Here is a 14784-nt window from a genome sequence, read left to right on the forward strand (position 1 = left end):
GAGGAGACCTCCCCGTGGCAACCACCGCCGACAGCACCCGCACGCAGGACTTCAAGGTCGCCGACCTCTCCCTCGCCGCCTTCGGCCGCAAGGAGATCACGCTCGCCGAGCACGAGATGCCCGGCCTCATGGCGCTGCGCGAGGAGTACGCGGCGCAGCAGCCGCTCAAGGGCGCCCGCATCACCGGCTCCCTGCACATGACGATCCAGACCGCGGTGCTCATCGAGACGCTCACCGCGCTTGGTGCGCAGGTCCGCTGGGCCAGCTGCAACATCTTCTCGACGCAGGACCACGCCGCGGCGGCGATCGCCGAGACCGGCGTCCCGGTCTACGCCTGGAAGGGCGAGACGCTCGAGGAGTACTGGTGGTGCCTCGAGCAGACGCTCGACTTCGGCGACGGCCTCGGCCCGAACATGATCCTCGACGACGGCGGCGACGTGACGCTGCTCGTCCACAAGGGCGCGGAGTTCGAGAAGGCCGGCGCCGTGCCGGATCCCGCGACCGCCGACAGCGAGGAGTTCCAGGTCATCCTGCGCCTCCTCCAGCGCTCGCTGCAGGAGGACCCGCAGCGCTTCACCCGCATCGGCGAGGGCATCCTCGGCGTCACGGAGGAGACGACGACCGGCGTGCATCGCCTGTACCAGATGCAGGAGGCCGGCCAGCTCCTGTTCCCGGCGATCAACGTCAACGACTCGGTCACGAAGTCGAAGTTCGACAACCTCTACGGCTGCCGCCACTCGCTCGTCGACGGCATCAACCGCGCGACGGACGTCATGCTCGCCGGCAAGGTCGCGGTCGTCTGCGGCTACGGCGACGTCGGCAAGGGCTCGGCCGCCTCGCTGCGCGCCCAGGGCGCCCGCGTGATCGTCACCGAGATCGACCCGATCAACGCCCTGCAGGCGCTGATGGAGGGCTACGAGGTCCGCACGCTCGACGAGGTCGTCGAGCATGGCGACGTGTTCGTCACGACCACCGGCAACAAGGACATCATCACCGCCGCCCACATGGCGAAGATGAAGCACCAGGCCATCGTCGGGAACATCGGCCACTTCGACAACGAGATCGACATGGCCGGCCTCGCGAAGACCGACGGCATCCAGAAGATCAACATCAAGCCGCAGGTCGACGAGTGGGTCTTCCCGGACGGCAAGGCGATCATCGTCCTGTCGGAGGGCCGCCTGCTGAACCTCGGCAACGCGACCGGCCACCCGAGCTTCGTGATGTCGAACTCCTTCTCGAACCAGACGATCGCCCAGATCGAGCTGTTCGGGAAGAACGACGAGTACGAGAAGCAGGTCTACGTGCTCCCGAAGCACCTCGACGAGAAGGTCGCGCGGATCCACGTCGAGGCGCTCGGCGCGTCGCTGACCCGCCTGACGCCGGAGCAGGCCGCCTACATCGGCGTCCCGGTCGACGGCCCGTACAAGCCGGACCACTACCGCTACTAGAGACGAACTCCCTTGGCCGCTTCTGGCCAAGACGGTCTCGCGCGGATCGCGTGGGCGGGCGGGCAGATGCCGGTCCTCCGCTCGATCCGCGCCCGCTTCGCCGCCGAGCAGCCGCTCGGCGGCGTTCGCGTGGGGGCGTGCCTGCACGTCACCGCCGAGACGGCGAACCTCGTGCTCGCGCTGCGCGAGGGTGGAGCGGACGTGCACCTCTGCGCCGCGAACCCGTTCGCGACGCAGCACGACGTCGCCGAGGCGCTCGGCGAGGGGGTCCACGTCGGCGACTACGACGAGGGCCTGAAGGCGGTCGCCGCCGCCGAGCCGCACCTCGTCCTCGACGACGGCGCCGAGCTGATCGCCACGCTGCACCGCTCGCTGCGCGGCGCCACGGAGGAGACGCGCACGGGCCTCGCCCACCTGCGGTCGGTGGAGCTCGGCTGTCCCGTGCTCGCCGTCAACGAGGCGAGCGCCGAGCGCGCGCTGAACGACCGCTTCGGCACCGGCCAGTCGGCGCTCGACGGGATCCTGCGCGCGACGCACCTGCTGCTCGCCGGGCAGACGGTGGTCGTCATCGGCTACGGCTGGACCGGCCGCGGCGTCGCGCTGCGCGCCCGCGGCGCCGGCGCGTCCGTGGTCGTCTGCGAGGTCGATCCGCTGCGCGCGCTGGAGGCGCGGATGGAGGGCTTCGAGGTCATGACCGCGCTCGAGGCGGCCGAGCGCGGCGACGTCTTCATCACCGTCACCGGCAACCGCGACGTCCTGCGCCGCGAGCACTTCGAGCGCATGAAGGACGGCGCCGTCCTCGCCAACGCCGGGCACTTCGACGTCGAGATCTCGCGCGGCGATCTACGCGCGCTCGCGGGCGACGCGGTCGAGCAGGTGCTCCCACTCGTCGAGGCCTATGAGGTGGCCCCCGGCCGCCACCTCCATCTCCTCACGCGAGGGCAGGTCGTCAACCTCGCCGCCGCGCAGGGCCATCCGGCCGGTGTCATGGACGTCTCCTTCGCGCTGCAGGCGCTGAGCGCCGAGCTGCTCGCCCGCTCAGAGCTCGAGCCCGGCGTCCACCCGGTTCCCGCGGAGCTCGACGCCGAAGTCGCGCAGCTCAAGCTCACGTCGCTGGGCGTCGAGATCGACGCCCTCACGCCGGAGCAGGAGCAGTACCTCAACCGCTGGCGCAGCTGAGCCTCAGCGGACCGAGCCGAGCAGGAGGGCGAGCAGGATCAGCGGCGTCGCCGCGAGGCAGATCCGGGCGATCCGGAGGCGTCGCGGGACGGCCGTGGGCTGGTCTGGTCCGTTGGTCGGGTTCTCGGTCCATCGCGTCGGCATGGGACCGCTATCGGCGCGTTCCCGCTCGCTGCTTGAGCGGATGGACCAACGATCCGACGTTGAACGGCGGCGGGGGCTTCGCGCGGCGGCCGCTCTTCTACGATCGCGGGCGTGACCGACCCGGATGGCCTGACCGCGAGCGTCGAGAAGATGCGCGCGGAGGGGCTCGGCGACGCCGCCGTCGAGACCTTCCGCCACTACTACGAGCTGCTGCGCTCCGGCGAGACCGGCACGCTGCCCGAGTCCGCGCTGGAGCCCGTCGACGAGATCCCGGACTTCGCCGACCTCCCGGACGAGGATCCCGGCGAGGCCCTCGACCGGGCGGTCGTGCTGAAGCTCAACGGCGGGCTCGGGACGAGCATGGGCATGACGCAGGCCAAGTCGCTCCTGCCGATCAAGGACGGCCTGACGTTCCTGGACGTGATCGTCAAGCAGGTGCTCGACCTGCGGGCGCGGACGGGGGCGCGGCTGCCGCTCGTGCTCATGAACTCGTTCAGCACGCGCGACGACTCGCTCACGGCGGTGCGGCGCCACGAGGGGATCGAGGTCGACGGGGTGCCGCTCGACTTCGTGCAGAACAAGGTCCCGAAGCTGCTGGCGGACGACCTCGTCCCCGCGACGTGGCCCGACGACCCGGCGAAGGAGTGGGCGCCGCCCGGGCACGGCGACCTCTACACCGCGCTCGTGACGAGCGGGATCCTCGACACGCTGCTCGAGCAGGGCTTCAAGTACGCGTTCGTCTCGAACTCCGACAACCTTGGTGCGGTCTTCGAGCCGCGGACGCTCGGCTGGTTCGCGCGCGAGGAGATCCCGTTCCTCGCCGAGGTCATCGATCGCACCGAGGCCGACCGCAAGGGCGGTCACATCGCGCGGCGCCGCGACGGCGGCGGGCTCGTGCTCCGCGAGGTGGCCCAGACGCCGGACGAGGACCTCGAGGCGTTCCAGGACATCAGCCGCCACCGGTTCTTCAACGCGAACACGCTGTGGCTGAACCTCGAGGTGCTCGGAACGGTCCTGCGCGAGCGGGGCGGCGTGCTCGGCCTGCCGATGATCGTCAACCGCAAGACGGTCGACCCGACGGACAAGGGCTCGCCGGCGGTGATCCAGCTCGAGACCGCGATGGGCGCCGCGATCGACGTCTTCGACGGCGCCCGCGCGCTGCGCGTCCCGCGGGAGCGGTTCATCCCGGTCAAGACCACGAACGACCTGCTCGTCGTGCGCTCCGACGCCTACGTGCTCGACGAGCAGGCGCGGCTGCAGCTCGCGCGGGGCCGGGATGCGGCGCCGCTCGTGTCGCTGGACGACGTGTACAAGCTCGTCGCCGACTTCGACGAGCGGTTCCCCGCCGGGCCGCCGTCGCTCGTCGCCTGCGACCGGCTGACCGTCCGCGGCGACGTGACGTTCGGCCGCGACGTCGTCGTGCGCGGCGAGGTCGTCGTCGACGGCCCGTCCGAGATCGCGGACGGCACGGTCCTCGAGGGCTGAGGCCCGCCGCGCGGCTCAGGCCTGCGGCGCGGGCTCGCGCACGAGCTCGGCGACCCAGCCGCCCCACTGCGGGTCCCAGTGGGCGACGGCGTCGGCCTCGCCGGCGTCGTCGTTCCAGAGCCGGACGTGAAGGCCCTCGCTCAGCGAGATCCCGTGCTCGGCGAGGTCGCTGCGGGTCTCGCGGCCGCTCAGCGGGACGCTCTCGGCATCGCCGGTGAAGGGGGCGAAGACCCGCGGGAGGGACGTCGTCAGGGCCGTCTCGTCCCGGCGCTCCCCGTACCGCTCGGCGCGCTCGTCGGTCTTGTCCGCCTCGCCGAGCATCCGCACGAAGAGGTACGCGAACGCCGCGCCCATGACGATCATCTGCTCGAGCGCCATGATCGCGCCGCCGATCGCCTGGTCGTCGGAGGGCGACCAGCCCCAGTAGCGCGGCTGCTCGGAGTAGAAGTCGTAGAACGCGGTGGAGCTGAACGTGAGCAGCACGCCGAGCAGCCCGACGAAGACCTTCGTCGACGCCATGTACGCGGCGGGCCCGAGGCCGATGAGCTTCGCCCGCGGCCGGATCGGCGAGAACACGTGCCACCAGTACAGGCCGCCGGCGATCGAGAACGCGAAGTGCTCGGCGACGTGGACGAAGTCGTTCTCCAGCGCCCCGTCGTACAGCGCCGGGATGTGCCAGACCCACATCGTGACCACGTAGAGCGTGATCGCGAACGTCGGCGTCGCGAGGAAGCCCGCCTTCTTCTCCACGTCCACCGTCCGCCGCGTGACCGGGCGCAGGAGCTTCTTCGTGAAGCTGAGGATGATCAGGATCGGGGCGAAGTCGAGCAGCAGCAGGTGCTGCGTCATGTGCATCGCGAAGAGCTGCTCCCCGAGCCGGTCGATCGGCGAGATCAGCGCGATCGCGACGCACGCGATGCCGGAGAGGAAGAGCGCGAGCCGCCACCACGGCTCGTCGACCTGGCGCCAGCGCCACACGTACAGCGCGGTCGCCGAGACGAGCAGGACGATCGGGCCGGGGGAGAGGCTCCATGAGGCGTCCGGAGACACGCGATCACTGTGGCACGTTCGGTGACACCCACGTGACAGCTCGCCCGGGACGCTGCGGTGCGTGCTCTCCACGCTCCTCGACCTCCTCGCCCCGCCGGCGTGCCTGGCCTGCCGGGCGCCGGTCGACGCGGGGGAGGAGCTGTGCGGCGACTGCCGGGGCGCGATCCCCTGGCTGCGCGATCCCTGCCCGCGGTGCGGGCTGCCGCGGCCATGCGGCCGGCGGCGGTGCCCGGCGGCGCGGGCGGCGTTCGACGCCGCGTGGGCGCCCGTCGAGCACGAGGGCGCCGCGCGCGACCTCGTCCTGGCGCTGAAGCTGCGCGGCTCGCCGGCCGCGGCCGACGTCATGGCCGCCCAGATCGCCGCCCGCCTGCCGTTCGCGGATGGCGTGCTGGTGCCTGTCCCCTCCACGCGGGAGCGGCGCCGCGGCCGCGGGATCGACCCGGCGTTCGAGCTGGCACGGGCGCTGCAGCGGCGGACCGGGCGGCGGCTGCAGCGCTGCCTCGTCCGCGACGGGGCGAGCGGGCGGCAGCTCGGCCGGTCGCGCGCGCGCCGGCGCGCCGATGTGCAGGGATTCCGTGTGGCTGCGCGCGAAGCGCCCGATCACGTGCTCCTGGTCGACGACGTCCACACCACCGGGGCGACGCTCGACGCCTGCGCGAGCGCGCTCCGAAGCGTGGGTTCCCGACACATAGCTGCGGTGACTTACGCACGGACGCTCCGACGCGCTTGACAACATGGCGAGACCACCCCACGATCGGGGGGCGAAACGACCAGAGGGAGGTCCCTCCATGCAGATCGAGGTCAAGGGCCGCAACTGCCCCGTCACCGACGAGCTCCGCGAGAAGACCGAGCGGCGGTTCGCCAAGGTGGCGAAGCAGGTGTCCGACCTCGCGCGGCTGGAGGTCGAGCTGTACGAGGAGCGGAACCCCGCGAACCCGGATTCCCAGGTGGCCGAGGTGACGCTGTACCTCAAGGGCGTGACGCTCCGCGCGAAGGAGGCCACGAGGGACATGGACCACTCCGTGAACCTCTGCTCCGAGGAGCTCGCCCGGCAGGTGAAGCGGCACCGCGTGAAGCGCCGCGCGAGGCGCGAGGCGCGAGCCTCCGAGGGGATCCAACCGGCCCTCTGAGCGCAGGCGGGGCCCCGCCTGACGGGGCCCCTCCATCGCTACCCTGACGTGCATGTCGATCCTGACTCGTGCGCTGCACGTCGGCGAGGCCAAGAAGTTCAAGACGTACGAGAAGCGCGTCGCGCGGATCGGCGCCTTCGAGCCGGAGCTCGAGCTCGAGTCCGACGACGAGCTGCGCGCGCGGATGGACGCCCTGCGCGAGCGCGCGCGCAACGGCGAGTCGCTCGACGAGCTGCTCTACGAGTCGTTCGCGGTTACCCGCGAGGCCGGCAAGCGCACGATGGGCATGCGCCACTTCGACGTGCAGCTCATCGGCGGCATGGTGCTCCACGACGGGTCCATCGCCGAGATGCGCACGGGCGAGGGCAAGACGCTCACGGCGACGCTCGCCGTCGTCCTGAACTCGCTGCCCGGCACCGGCGTCCACGTCGTCACGGTCAACGACTACCTCGCGCGCCGCGACGCGGAGTGGATGTCGCCGATCTACGACATGCTCGGCGTCTCCGTCGGGATCCTGCAGAACATGCAGGAGTACGAGGACAAGCGCGTCGCGTACGGCTGCGACGTCACGTACGGGACCAACTCCGAGTTCGGCTTCGACTACCTGCGCGACAACATGGCCACGTCGCTGGAGGAGAAGGTCCAGCGCGGCCACCCGTTCGGCGTCGTCGACGAGGTCGACAACATCCTGATCGACGAGGCCCGCACGCCGCTCATCATCTCGGGCCAGCCCGAGCAGGCGGCCGACCTCTACCAGACGTTCGCGCGCCTCGCCAAGACCATGCAGGCGGGCAAGCGCCCCGAGGGCATGGACCCGCGCGCGAAGAAGGAGTTCGTCGCCGACTTCGACTTCGAGTTCGACGAGAAGCACAAGTCCGTCTCGGTCACCGAGCGCGGCGTCGAGAAGGCCGAGCGCTTCCTCGGCGTCGACCACCTCTACCGCGCCGAGAACGGCCACCTCGTCAACCACCTCCAGCAGGCGCTGAAGGCCGAATCGCTCTACCACCGCGACAAGGACTACGCCGTCATCGACGGCGAGGTGAAGATCATCGACGAGTTCACCGGCCGCATCCTCGACGGCCGGCGCTGGTCGGAGGGCCTGCACCAGGCGGTCGAGGCGAAGGAGGGGGTGCGCGTCCAGGAGGAGAACCAGACGCTCGCCCAGATCACCCTCCAGAACTACTTCCGGATGTACGACAAGCTCAGCGGCATGACCGGCACCGCCCTCACCGAGGCGACCGAGTTCATGAAGATCTACAAGCTGCCCGTCGTGCAGATCCCGACCAACCGTCCGATGGTCCGCAACGACCAGAACGACCAGGTCTACAAGACCAAGGACGGCAAGTGGAGCGCGGTCATCCGCGAGATCTCCGCGCGCCATGAGGCGGGCCAGCCGGTGCTCGTCGGCACGATCTCCGTGGAGGTCTCCGAGGACCTCGGCCGCCGCCTGACGCAGCGCGGCATCCCGCACACCGTCCTCAACGCGAAGCCCGAGCACGCCGAGCGCGAGGGCGAGATCATCGCCGAGGCCGGCCGCCCCGGCGCGGTCACGATCGCGACGAACATGGCGGGCCGCGGCGTCGACATCAAGCTCGGCGGCAACGCCGAGCACCAGACGCAGCTCGAACTCGCCAAGCTCGGCCTCAAGCCCGGCGATCCCGACTACGACGAGCGCTTCCAGCAGATCCTCCCGTCGCTCGAGCGCGAGCTCGAGGAGAACCGCGAGAAGGTCATGGAGGCCGGCGGCCTCTACATCGTCGGCACCGAGCGCCACGAGTCGCGCCGGATCGACAACCAGCTGCGCGGCCGCGCCGGCCGCCAGGGCGACCCCGGCGAGTCGCGCTTCTTCCTCTCCGCCGAGGACGACCTCGTGCGCCTCTTCGCGGGCGACCGGATCTACAAGATCCTCGACCGCCTCGGGACCACCGACGAGGAGGGCAACGAGGAGCCGATCGAGGCCGGGATGCTCTCGAAGCAGATCGAGAAGGCGCAGAAGAAGGTCGAGGAGCAGAACTTCCTCATCCGCAAGCGCGTCCTCGAGTACGACGACGTCATGAACGAGCAGCGGCGGATCGTCTACGCCTACCGCGACCAGGTGCTCGAGGGCACCGACATGGGCGAGACCGCGCGCGAGAAGCTCGAGGAGGTCATCGAGAAGCTCGTCGACGAGTACACGCCGGGCGACTTCATCGAGGAGTGGGACCTCCCCGGCCTGTCCACGGCGATCGCCGACCTGTGGCCGTCGGAGATCGACATCGCGCAGATGAACGCCGAGCACGTCGACCGCAACGAGCTCGTGCGGCTGGTCGGCGAGGACGCGATCAAGCTCTACGACGAGCGTGAGCAGGAGCTCGGCGACGAGCTCATGCGCGCGCTCGAGCGCTACCTGCTGCTGCAGATCATCGACCAGCGCTGGCGCGAGCACCTCTACGACATGGACTACCTGCGCGAGGGCATCCACCTGCGCGGGTTCGCCCAGATCGACCCGCTGGTCGCGTACAAGAACGAGGCTTACGACTTGTTCACAGACCTGATGACCACCATCTGGTCTGATTTCGCGCGCATGATCTTCAACGTCGACGTGCAGGTCGAGGGCGGCGAGCAGCACCCGGCCCCGCAGCGGCGCTGGGGCGGCGGCAGCTCGTCCTCGAGCACCGGCGCGCGCAGCGTCTCCTACTCCGGCGGAGCGGGCACCGCCCAGCCGAGCGCCCTGGCCACGGCGGCCGGCGCGGCGGCGATGGCGCCCGACGGCTACGAGGGCAACGGCGAGGCCGACGGCCCCGCGGCTCCCTTCGTGGAGCAGCGCCATCTCTCCGACGAGGAGCAGATCGGGCGCAACGACCCGTGCTGGTGCGGGTCGGGCAAGAAGTTCAAGAAGTGCCACGGAGCCTGACGCTCGCCGCCGCGCTGGTCGCGGCGGCGCTGCTCGCTCCGACCGCGGTCGCCGGTGCCGCGGCGGGGATGCCCGACATCCGGCACGTGTGGGTCGTGGTCCTCGAGAACAAGGACTACGACGACTCGTTCGGCCCCGACACCGAGGCGCCGTACCTGGCCAGGGAGCTGACGCGCAGCGGCCAGCTCCTGCGCCAGTACTACGGCACGTCGCACGCCTCGCTCGGCAACTACATCACCATGGTCTCCGGGCAGGCCGCGAACCCGCAGACGCAGGCCGACTGCCAGAACTTCAACGAGTTCTTCCCCGGCACGATCGGCCCCGAGGGGCAGGCGATCGGGCAGGGCTGCGTCTACCCGGCGGCGGTCAAGACGGTCGCGAACCAGCTCGAGGAGAAGGGGCTGACGTGGCGCGGCTACGAGGAGGACATGGGCAACACGCCCGGTGCTCCGACCACGTGCCGCCATCCCGCCATCGGCAGCGCCGACGACACCCAGGGCGCCCGGCCGACCGACCAGTACGCGACGCGGCACAACCCGTTCGTCTACTTCCACTCGGTCATCGACACGCCGTCCTGCGCGAGCAACGACGTGCCGCTGTCGCAGCTGATCGAGGACATCAAGCGTCCCGAGACGACGCCGAACTACGCGCTCATCACGCCCGACCTCTGCAACGACGGCCACGACGCATCGTGCGCGGACGGCGGCCCGGGCGGCTTGATCGCCGCCGACGCGTTCCTCAAGCGGTGGGTTCCCGTCATCACCTCGTCGCCGGGCTTCGCCGAGCACGGGATGCTCGTCATCACGTGGGACGAAGCGAACATCGGCGAGGGCGAGAGCTCGGCCGCCTGCTGCGACCAGCCCACCGGCCTGAACACGCCGATGCCCGGCGTCGTCGGGCCCGGCGGCGGGCGCACGGGCAGCGTCGTGATCTCGCCGTTCGTCAAGCCGGGGACGGTCAACGACACGCCGTACAACCACTACGGCCTGCTGCGCACGATCGAGGACGTCTTCGGCCTCAGCCACCTCGGCTATGCGGCGCGGGCGGGACTGAAGCCGTTCGGCGACGACGTCTTCGGCAACGCGGCCGAGCCCGCGAAGCCGCCCGCGGTGACGGGCAGCGGCTGCAAGCCGGCGAAGACCGGGCGTGCGGTCTCGGCGCTGCGGCTGCGCGGCCGCGTGCTGTCGTTCCGCGCGCGCCGGACCGTGCGCGTGCGGCTGATCGCGCGGCTCGGCCACGGCCGCACGAAGCGCGTCGGGCCCCACCGCTTGACGGCCTGCCGCGCCTACCAGCTGCGCGCTCCGAAGGGCACCCGCGTCATCGAGGTCCGCGGCGGCGGCCGCACCCAGCGCGCCGCGCGCACCCGCGCGTACGAGCACGACGGCGAGCTCGCCGGCTCCTTCCAGTAGCCCGACGGCACGGCTGAACGCATCAGCCGCGCGAACGGGCGCCGGGCAGGCGATCAGCGATGCGCCCGAGACGCTCCACGGCGCCCTCGAGCGGCTGGACCATCTCGACGGCGCGGCCCAGCACAGGCATCAGCTCGGCGATCGCGGCGCCCTCGCGCGCCACGTCGCGGGCGGCCGCGACGACCTCCTCGGCCCGCGCGTCCATCCGGTCGCCCATCGCGAGGATCTCCGCCGCGCGCATGTCGATCCGGTCGCCCAGCGCGAGGATCTCCGCCGCGCGGGCGTCGACGGTGCGCGTCAGCGACGCCTCGATCTCCTCCAGCCGCGTGGCCGCGACGGCGATGGCGTGGAGGTCGTCGAGGGCCCGCAGCAGCAGACGGGGAGGCAGCAGGAACGGGTTCACGAGCGGGCTCGATCGTATGCTGCCATGCCGTGTCCGGTCCCGTCCCCGAGTCCTATCCGCAGCGCATCGCGGCGATCCGCGACCAGCTGGCGCTGCTGCGCGAGCACATCGATCCCGCGGCGCTCGACCGCACCGTCGGGAACCTCGAGGCCGAGATGCAGGCGCCCGGCTTCTGGGACGACACCGATCGCGCCGCGCAGGTCAACACGGAGTACGCGCGGGTCAAGCGGCGGCTCGACCTCTTCACGGAGCTGAACGCCGAGGGCGAGGAGCTCGAGGGCCTGGCGGAGCTCGTCGCCGAGGATCCCGAGCTCGCCGGCGAGTTCGACGACCGCCTCCTGCAGGTCGAGGGCAAGCTCGCCGAGCTCGAGGAGGAGCGGCTGTTCGCCGGCAAGTACGACTCGGGCGACGCGCTCGTGACGATCAACGCCGGCGCCGGCGGGACGGACGCCCAGGACTGGGCCGAGATGGTGCTCCGCATGGAGATGCGCTGGGCGGAGAAGCGCGGCTTCGGCGTCGAGCTGCTCGAGGTCAGCCCGGGGGAGGAGGCCGGCATCAAGTCGGCGACCTTCCGCGCGAAGGGCGAGAACGCGTACGGCCTGTACAGCGCGGAGAAGGGGGTGCACCGGCTCGTCCGGCTCAGCCCGTTCGACGCCCAGCACCGCCGCCAGACGAGCTTCGCGGGCGTCGAGGTGGCGCCCGTCGTCGAGGACACCGCCGAGGTGGAGATCATCGACGACGACCTCCAGGTCGACACCTACCGAGCGTCCGGTGCCGGCGGCCAGCACGTCAACAAGACCGACTCCGCGGTGCGCATCACGCACCGCCCGAGCGGCATCGTCGTGCAGTGCCAGAACGAGCGCTCGCAGTCCTCGAACCGTGCCACCGCGATGGCGATGCTCCGCGCGAAGCTGCTGGAGCTGGAGGAGCGCAAGCGCCAGGAGGAGCTCGCCAAGGAGAAGGGCGAGGCGATGGACGTCGGCTGGGGATCGCAGATCCGCTCGTACGTCCTGCACCCCTACTCGATGGTCAAGGACCACCGCACGGAGTACGAGGTGGGCGACACCTCGCGCGTCCTCGACGGCGACCTCGACGCGTTCGTACGGGCCGAGCTGCAGCGCCGAGCGGCGGCGTGAGCGCGGGCGAGCAGCCCACCGCTCCGTACCTCGACGCGGTCACCGCGTACGGCTTCCGCGGCTCCGGCCGCTTCCACGTCCCCGGTCACAAGGGCGGGCCCGGCGCGGACCCCGCGCTGCGGTTCGCGCTTGGTGATCGGGCGCTTGCGGTGGACATCCCGCAGGACATCCCGGGGGTCGACATCGGGCCGTCGCCGACGCCGTACGAGCGGGCCGAGAAGCTCGCCGCGGACGCCTACGGCGCGTCGCGGACCTGGTTCCTGACCAATGGCGCCACGCAGGGCAACCATGCGCTGGCGCTCGCGCTCGCGCCGCTCGGGACGTGCGTCGTCGCGCAGCGCAACTCGCACGCGTCGCTGGTCGACGGGCTCGTGCTGAGCGGGGGCATGCCGCGCTTCGTCGCTCCCGAGTACGACGACGAGCTCGGGATGGCGAACGGCGTGATGCCGGAGGCGCTCGAGCGGGCGCTCGCGCAGCAGCCGGAGGCCCGCGCCGCGTTCATCGTGTCGCCCACCTACTACGGCATGGGCGCGGACGTGGCGGGGTGCGCGGAGGTGGCCCACGCGGCCGGCGTTCCGCTCGTCGTCGACCAGGCCTGGGGACCGCACTTCGGGTTCCACGAGGACGTCCCGGACAGCGCGCTGCACCAGGGTGCGGACGCCGTCCTGACGAGCACGCACAAGATCGTCGGGTCGCTGACGCAGAGCGCGATGCTGCACGTCGCGCCGGGCTCGCGCGTCGACGAGGACCGCCTCGCGCGGGCCATCCGGCTGGTGCGTTCGACGTCGCAGAGCAGCCTGCTGTTCGCTTCGCTGGACGCCGGACGCAGGCAGCTCGCGGTGCACGGCGAGGCGTTCCTGCACGAGACGCTCCAGCACATCGCGCGGACCCGCGCGAAGCTCGCCAGCGTGCCCGGGATCCGCGTGATCGGACCCGAGATGGTGGGCCGTCCGGGGGTCGAGAGCTGGGACCCGCTGCGCATCGTCATGGACGTCCGCGGGACCGGCCGGACGGGGTACGAGGTGGCCGATGCGCTGCGCGAGACGTACGACGTGCTGGTCGAGCTGGCGACGCAGGCGACGGTCGTCCTGCTGGTCGGGATCGCCGAACAGCCGAGCGCCCTGGAGCGCGTCGGCGGCGACGTCGAGGAGGTCGTCAAGCGCATCGCCCAACCGGGCACGACGCCCGCGATCATGGCCCCGCCCGCGTCCCTCGAGCAGCAGATGAGCGTGCCCCCGCGCGAGGCGTTCCTGGGGGAGGCCGAGCGCGTCGCCGTCGACGACGCGGTGGGCCGGATCTCGTGCGAGTCGATCGCCGGCTACCCGCCCGGGATCCCGGCGCTGCTGCCGGGCGAGAGGATCACCGCGGAGACCGTCTCCTACCTGCGGGAGACGGTGCACGTGGGCGCCCGTCTGCACGGCGCCAGCGACCCCTCGTTCAAGACCATCACGGTCCTGCGGGGCGCGCCCGAAGACCCTCGCTGAGGGGCGTCCGGAGAGGCCGCGGCGGGCGGCGCCGAGGGGCTCGATCGGGCGGCGCGGCGGCGGCCGCCGAGGGGTTCGATCAGGCGGCGCGGCGGCGCGCGACGACGACCGTCACGGGCGCGCCGGGGGCCTTCTCGGCGCCCGGCTTCGAGCGCTGCGACCGCACCTTCCAGGGGCCCTTCGCGTGCTTCGGCTTCGCGCGGATGACCTTGCCGAGCGTGCAGTTGGCGTTCGCGAGGCGCCGCTTCGCGCCCGCGATCGTGCTGCCGCGGAGGTCGGGAACGAGGCATGCCGACGACGACGAGACGCGCCCGGCGGGCGGCGGGCGGCGCTGCGTGGCGAGCGGCGAGGAGGTCGTCCCGGTGTTGCCCGTGGCGGTCGGGCAGCCGTCGGCCGTGCGCGCCGCGATCTGCGGGCAGAGGTCCTTGCTGTCGTCCACGCCGTCGCTGTCCGTGTCGACGCCGTCGCCGAAGAACACGGGCGGAAGGCCGTCCACCTGGGCGCCGTCGGCGCTCAGCCGGATGTCGACGCAGCCGAGGTCGTACTCGCCGATCCGGGGGTCGTCGAGGAACACGGTGACCGACTTCTTGTCGTCGCCGATGACCCGCTGGACGTCGAGCGAGAGCCACCCCGGGGAGCCGATCCCGAAGCCCCGGTCATCGCTCGAATCGGGGCCCGTGTAGCCGCTCAGGAGGAGGTACAGATCCTGGCTCTCGGTGAGGCACTTCCCGTCCACGGCGGCGCGCGCGTTGGCCGTCAGCTGGGCCCGGTCGGCGGTGCTGACGGGGCCCGCGAAGAACGCCGTCACGACGAACGAGCCGGCCGAGTCCCAGAAGATCCGGGCGCCCGTGATGTCGCGTCCCGGGGTCGCCGCGTCGCCCGTCGGATCGGTCGCGAGACCGGTCTTCGTGACGGCCGAAGCGGACGCAGTGACAAGCAGCAGCGCCGCGAAGGCGAGGCAGAGCGAGCGCGCGCAAGCGCGCGCGAGCAGCGCGATGGGACGGTCTCCGGAGGCGATCGGAC

At 71.6% G+C, this 14784-nt stretch carries 13 protein-coding genes; 9 read left to right on the top strand and 4 right to left on the bottom strand.

From position 1 onward, the window contains the following. The first annotated feature begins 14 nt into the window (after nucleotides 1–14). On the top strand, nucleotides 15–1448 hold the full coding sequence (ahcY, locus tag AC1UE4_RS19210; protein WP_482918919.1) for an adenosylhomocysteinase: 1434 nt from the start codon (nucleotides 15–17) through the stop codon (nucleotides 1446–1448). A gap of 12 nt (nucleotides 1449–1460) precedes the next feature. Beyond that, on the top strand, nucleotides 1461–2627 hold the full coding sequence (locus tag AC1UE4_RS19215; protein WP_482918920.1) for an adenosylhomocysteinase: 1167 nt from the start codon (nucleotides 1461–1463) through the stop codon (nucleotides 2625–2627). Between the two features lie 3 nt (nucleotides 2628–2630). Here the strand turns inward: AC1UE4_RS19215 and AC1UE4_RS19220 are convergent, their stop codons facing one another. Further along, entirely contained in the window at nucleotides 2631–2771 is a 141-nt protein-coding gene (locus tag AC1UE4_RS19220) for a hypothetical protein (RefSeq protein WP_482918921.1), read from the bottom strand. Between the two features lie 111 nt (nucleotides 2772–2882). On the opposite strand from AC1UE4_RS19220, the gene AC1UE4_RS19225 reads away from it, so the two are divergent. Beyond that, nucleotides 2883–4256, top strand: coding sequence for a UTP--glucose-1-phosphate uridylyltransferase (locus AC1UE4_RS19225; protein WP_482918922.1), 1374 nt, complete (start codon nucleotides 2883–2885; stop codon nucleotides 4254–4256). 15 nt (nucleotides 4257–4271) lie between these two features. On the opposite strand, the gene AC1UE4_RS19230 is transcribed toward AC1UE4_RS19225, so the two are convergent. Next, nucleotides 4272–5306 (bottom strand): cytochrome c oxidase assembly protein, encoded by a 1035-nt coding sequence (locus tag AC1UE4_RS19230; RefSeq protein ID WP_482918923.1) that lies wholly within the window; start codon nucleotides 5304–5306, stop codon nucleotides 4272–4274. A 61-nt stretch (nucleotides 5307–5367) separates the two neighbouring features. Between AC1UE4_RS19230 and AC1UE4_RS19235 the strand changes: the two genes are divergently transcribed. From AC1UE4_RS19235 to AC1UE4_RS19250, 4 genes are read left to right on the top strand one after another with little or no spacing between them, the layout of a single operon-like run. Continuing rightward, nucleotides 5368–6036 carry a ComF family protein gene (locus AC1UE4_RS19235; RefSeq protein ID WP_482918924.1) on the top strand — a complete coding sequence of 223 codons (669 nt, stop codon included), beginning with the start codon at nucleotides 5368–5370 and terminating at the stop codon, nucleotides 6034–6036. A gap of 58 nt (nucleotides 6037–6094) precedes the next feature. Then, nucleotides 6095–6436, top strand: a complete 342-nt coding sequence (gene hpf, locus AC1UE4_RS19240) for a ribosome hibernation-promoting factor, HPF/YfiA family (RefSeq protein ID WP_482918925.1) — start codon at nucleotides 6095–6097, stop codon at nucleotides 6434–6436. Nucleotides 6437–6488: 52 nt separating this feature from the next. Next, a complete protein-coding gene (gene secA / locus AC1UE4_RS19245; protein WP_482918926.1) occupies nucleotides 6489–9329 on the top strand; it encodes a preprotein translocase subunit SecA in 2841 nt (946 codons plus the stop codon). After that, nucleotides 9314–10738 carry an alkaline phosphatase family protein gene (locus tag AC1UE4_RS19250; RefSeq protein WP_482918927.1) on the top strand — a complete coding sequence of 475 codons (1425 nt, stop codon included), beginning with the start codon at nucleotides 9314–9316 and terminating at the stop codon, nucleotides 10736–10738. Before secA ends, AC1UE4_RS19250 begins: the two co-directional genes overlap by 16 nt. A 22-nt stretch (nucleotides 10739–10760) precedes the next feature. Here AC1UE4_RS19250 and AC1UE4_RS19255 read toward each other — a convergent pair whose 3' ends face one another. Further along, nucleotides 10761–11141 (bottom strand): hypothetical protein, encoded by a 381-nt coding sequence (locus AC1UE4_RS19255; RefSeq protein ID WP_482918928.1) that lies wholly within the window; start codon nucleotides 11139–11141, stop codon nucleotides 10761–10763. A 29-nt stretch (nucleotides 11142–11170) separates the two neighbouring features. Between AC1UE4_RS19255 and prfB the strand changes: the two genes are divergently transcribed. Together prfB and AC1UE4_RS19265 are read left to right on the top strand one after the other, a co-directional pair. Further along, nucleotides 11171–12277, top strand: a complete 1107-nt coding sequence (gene prfB, locus AC1UE4_RS19260; protein ID WP_482918929.1) for a peptide chain release factor 2 — start codon at nucleotides 11171–11173, stop codon at nucleotides 12275–12277. Continuing rightward, the gene (locus tag AC1UE4_RS19265; protein WP_482918930.1) at nucleotides 12274–13761 is read left to right on the top strand and encodes an aminotransferase class I/II-fold pyridoxal phosphate-dependent enzyme; all 1488 of its coding nucleotides are present in this window, start codon (nucleotides 12274–12276) and stop codon (nucleotides 13759–13761) included. Before prfB ends, AC1UE4_RS19265 begins: the two co-directional genes overlap by 4 nt. Before the next feature lie 79 nt (nucleotides 13762–13840). On the opposite strand, the gene AC1UE4_RS19270 is transcribed toward AC1UE4_RS19265, so the two are convergent. Then, nucleotides 13841–14569 (bottom strand): PASTA domain-containing protein, encoded by a 729-nt coding sequence (locus AC1UE4_RS19270; protein WP_482918931.1) that lies wholly within the window; start codon nucleotides 14567–14569, stop codon nucleotides 13841–13843. Nucleotides 14570–14784: the final 215 nt, after the last annotated feature.

It is taken from the genome of Parviterribacter kavangonensis (assembly GCF_056863335.1).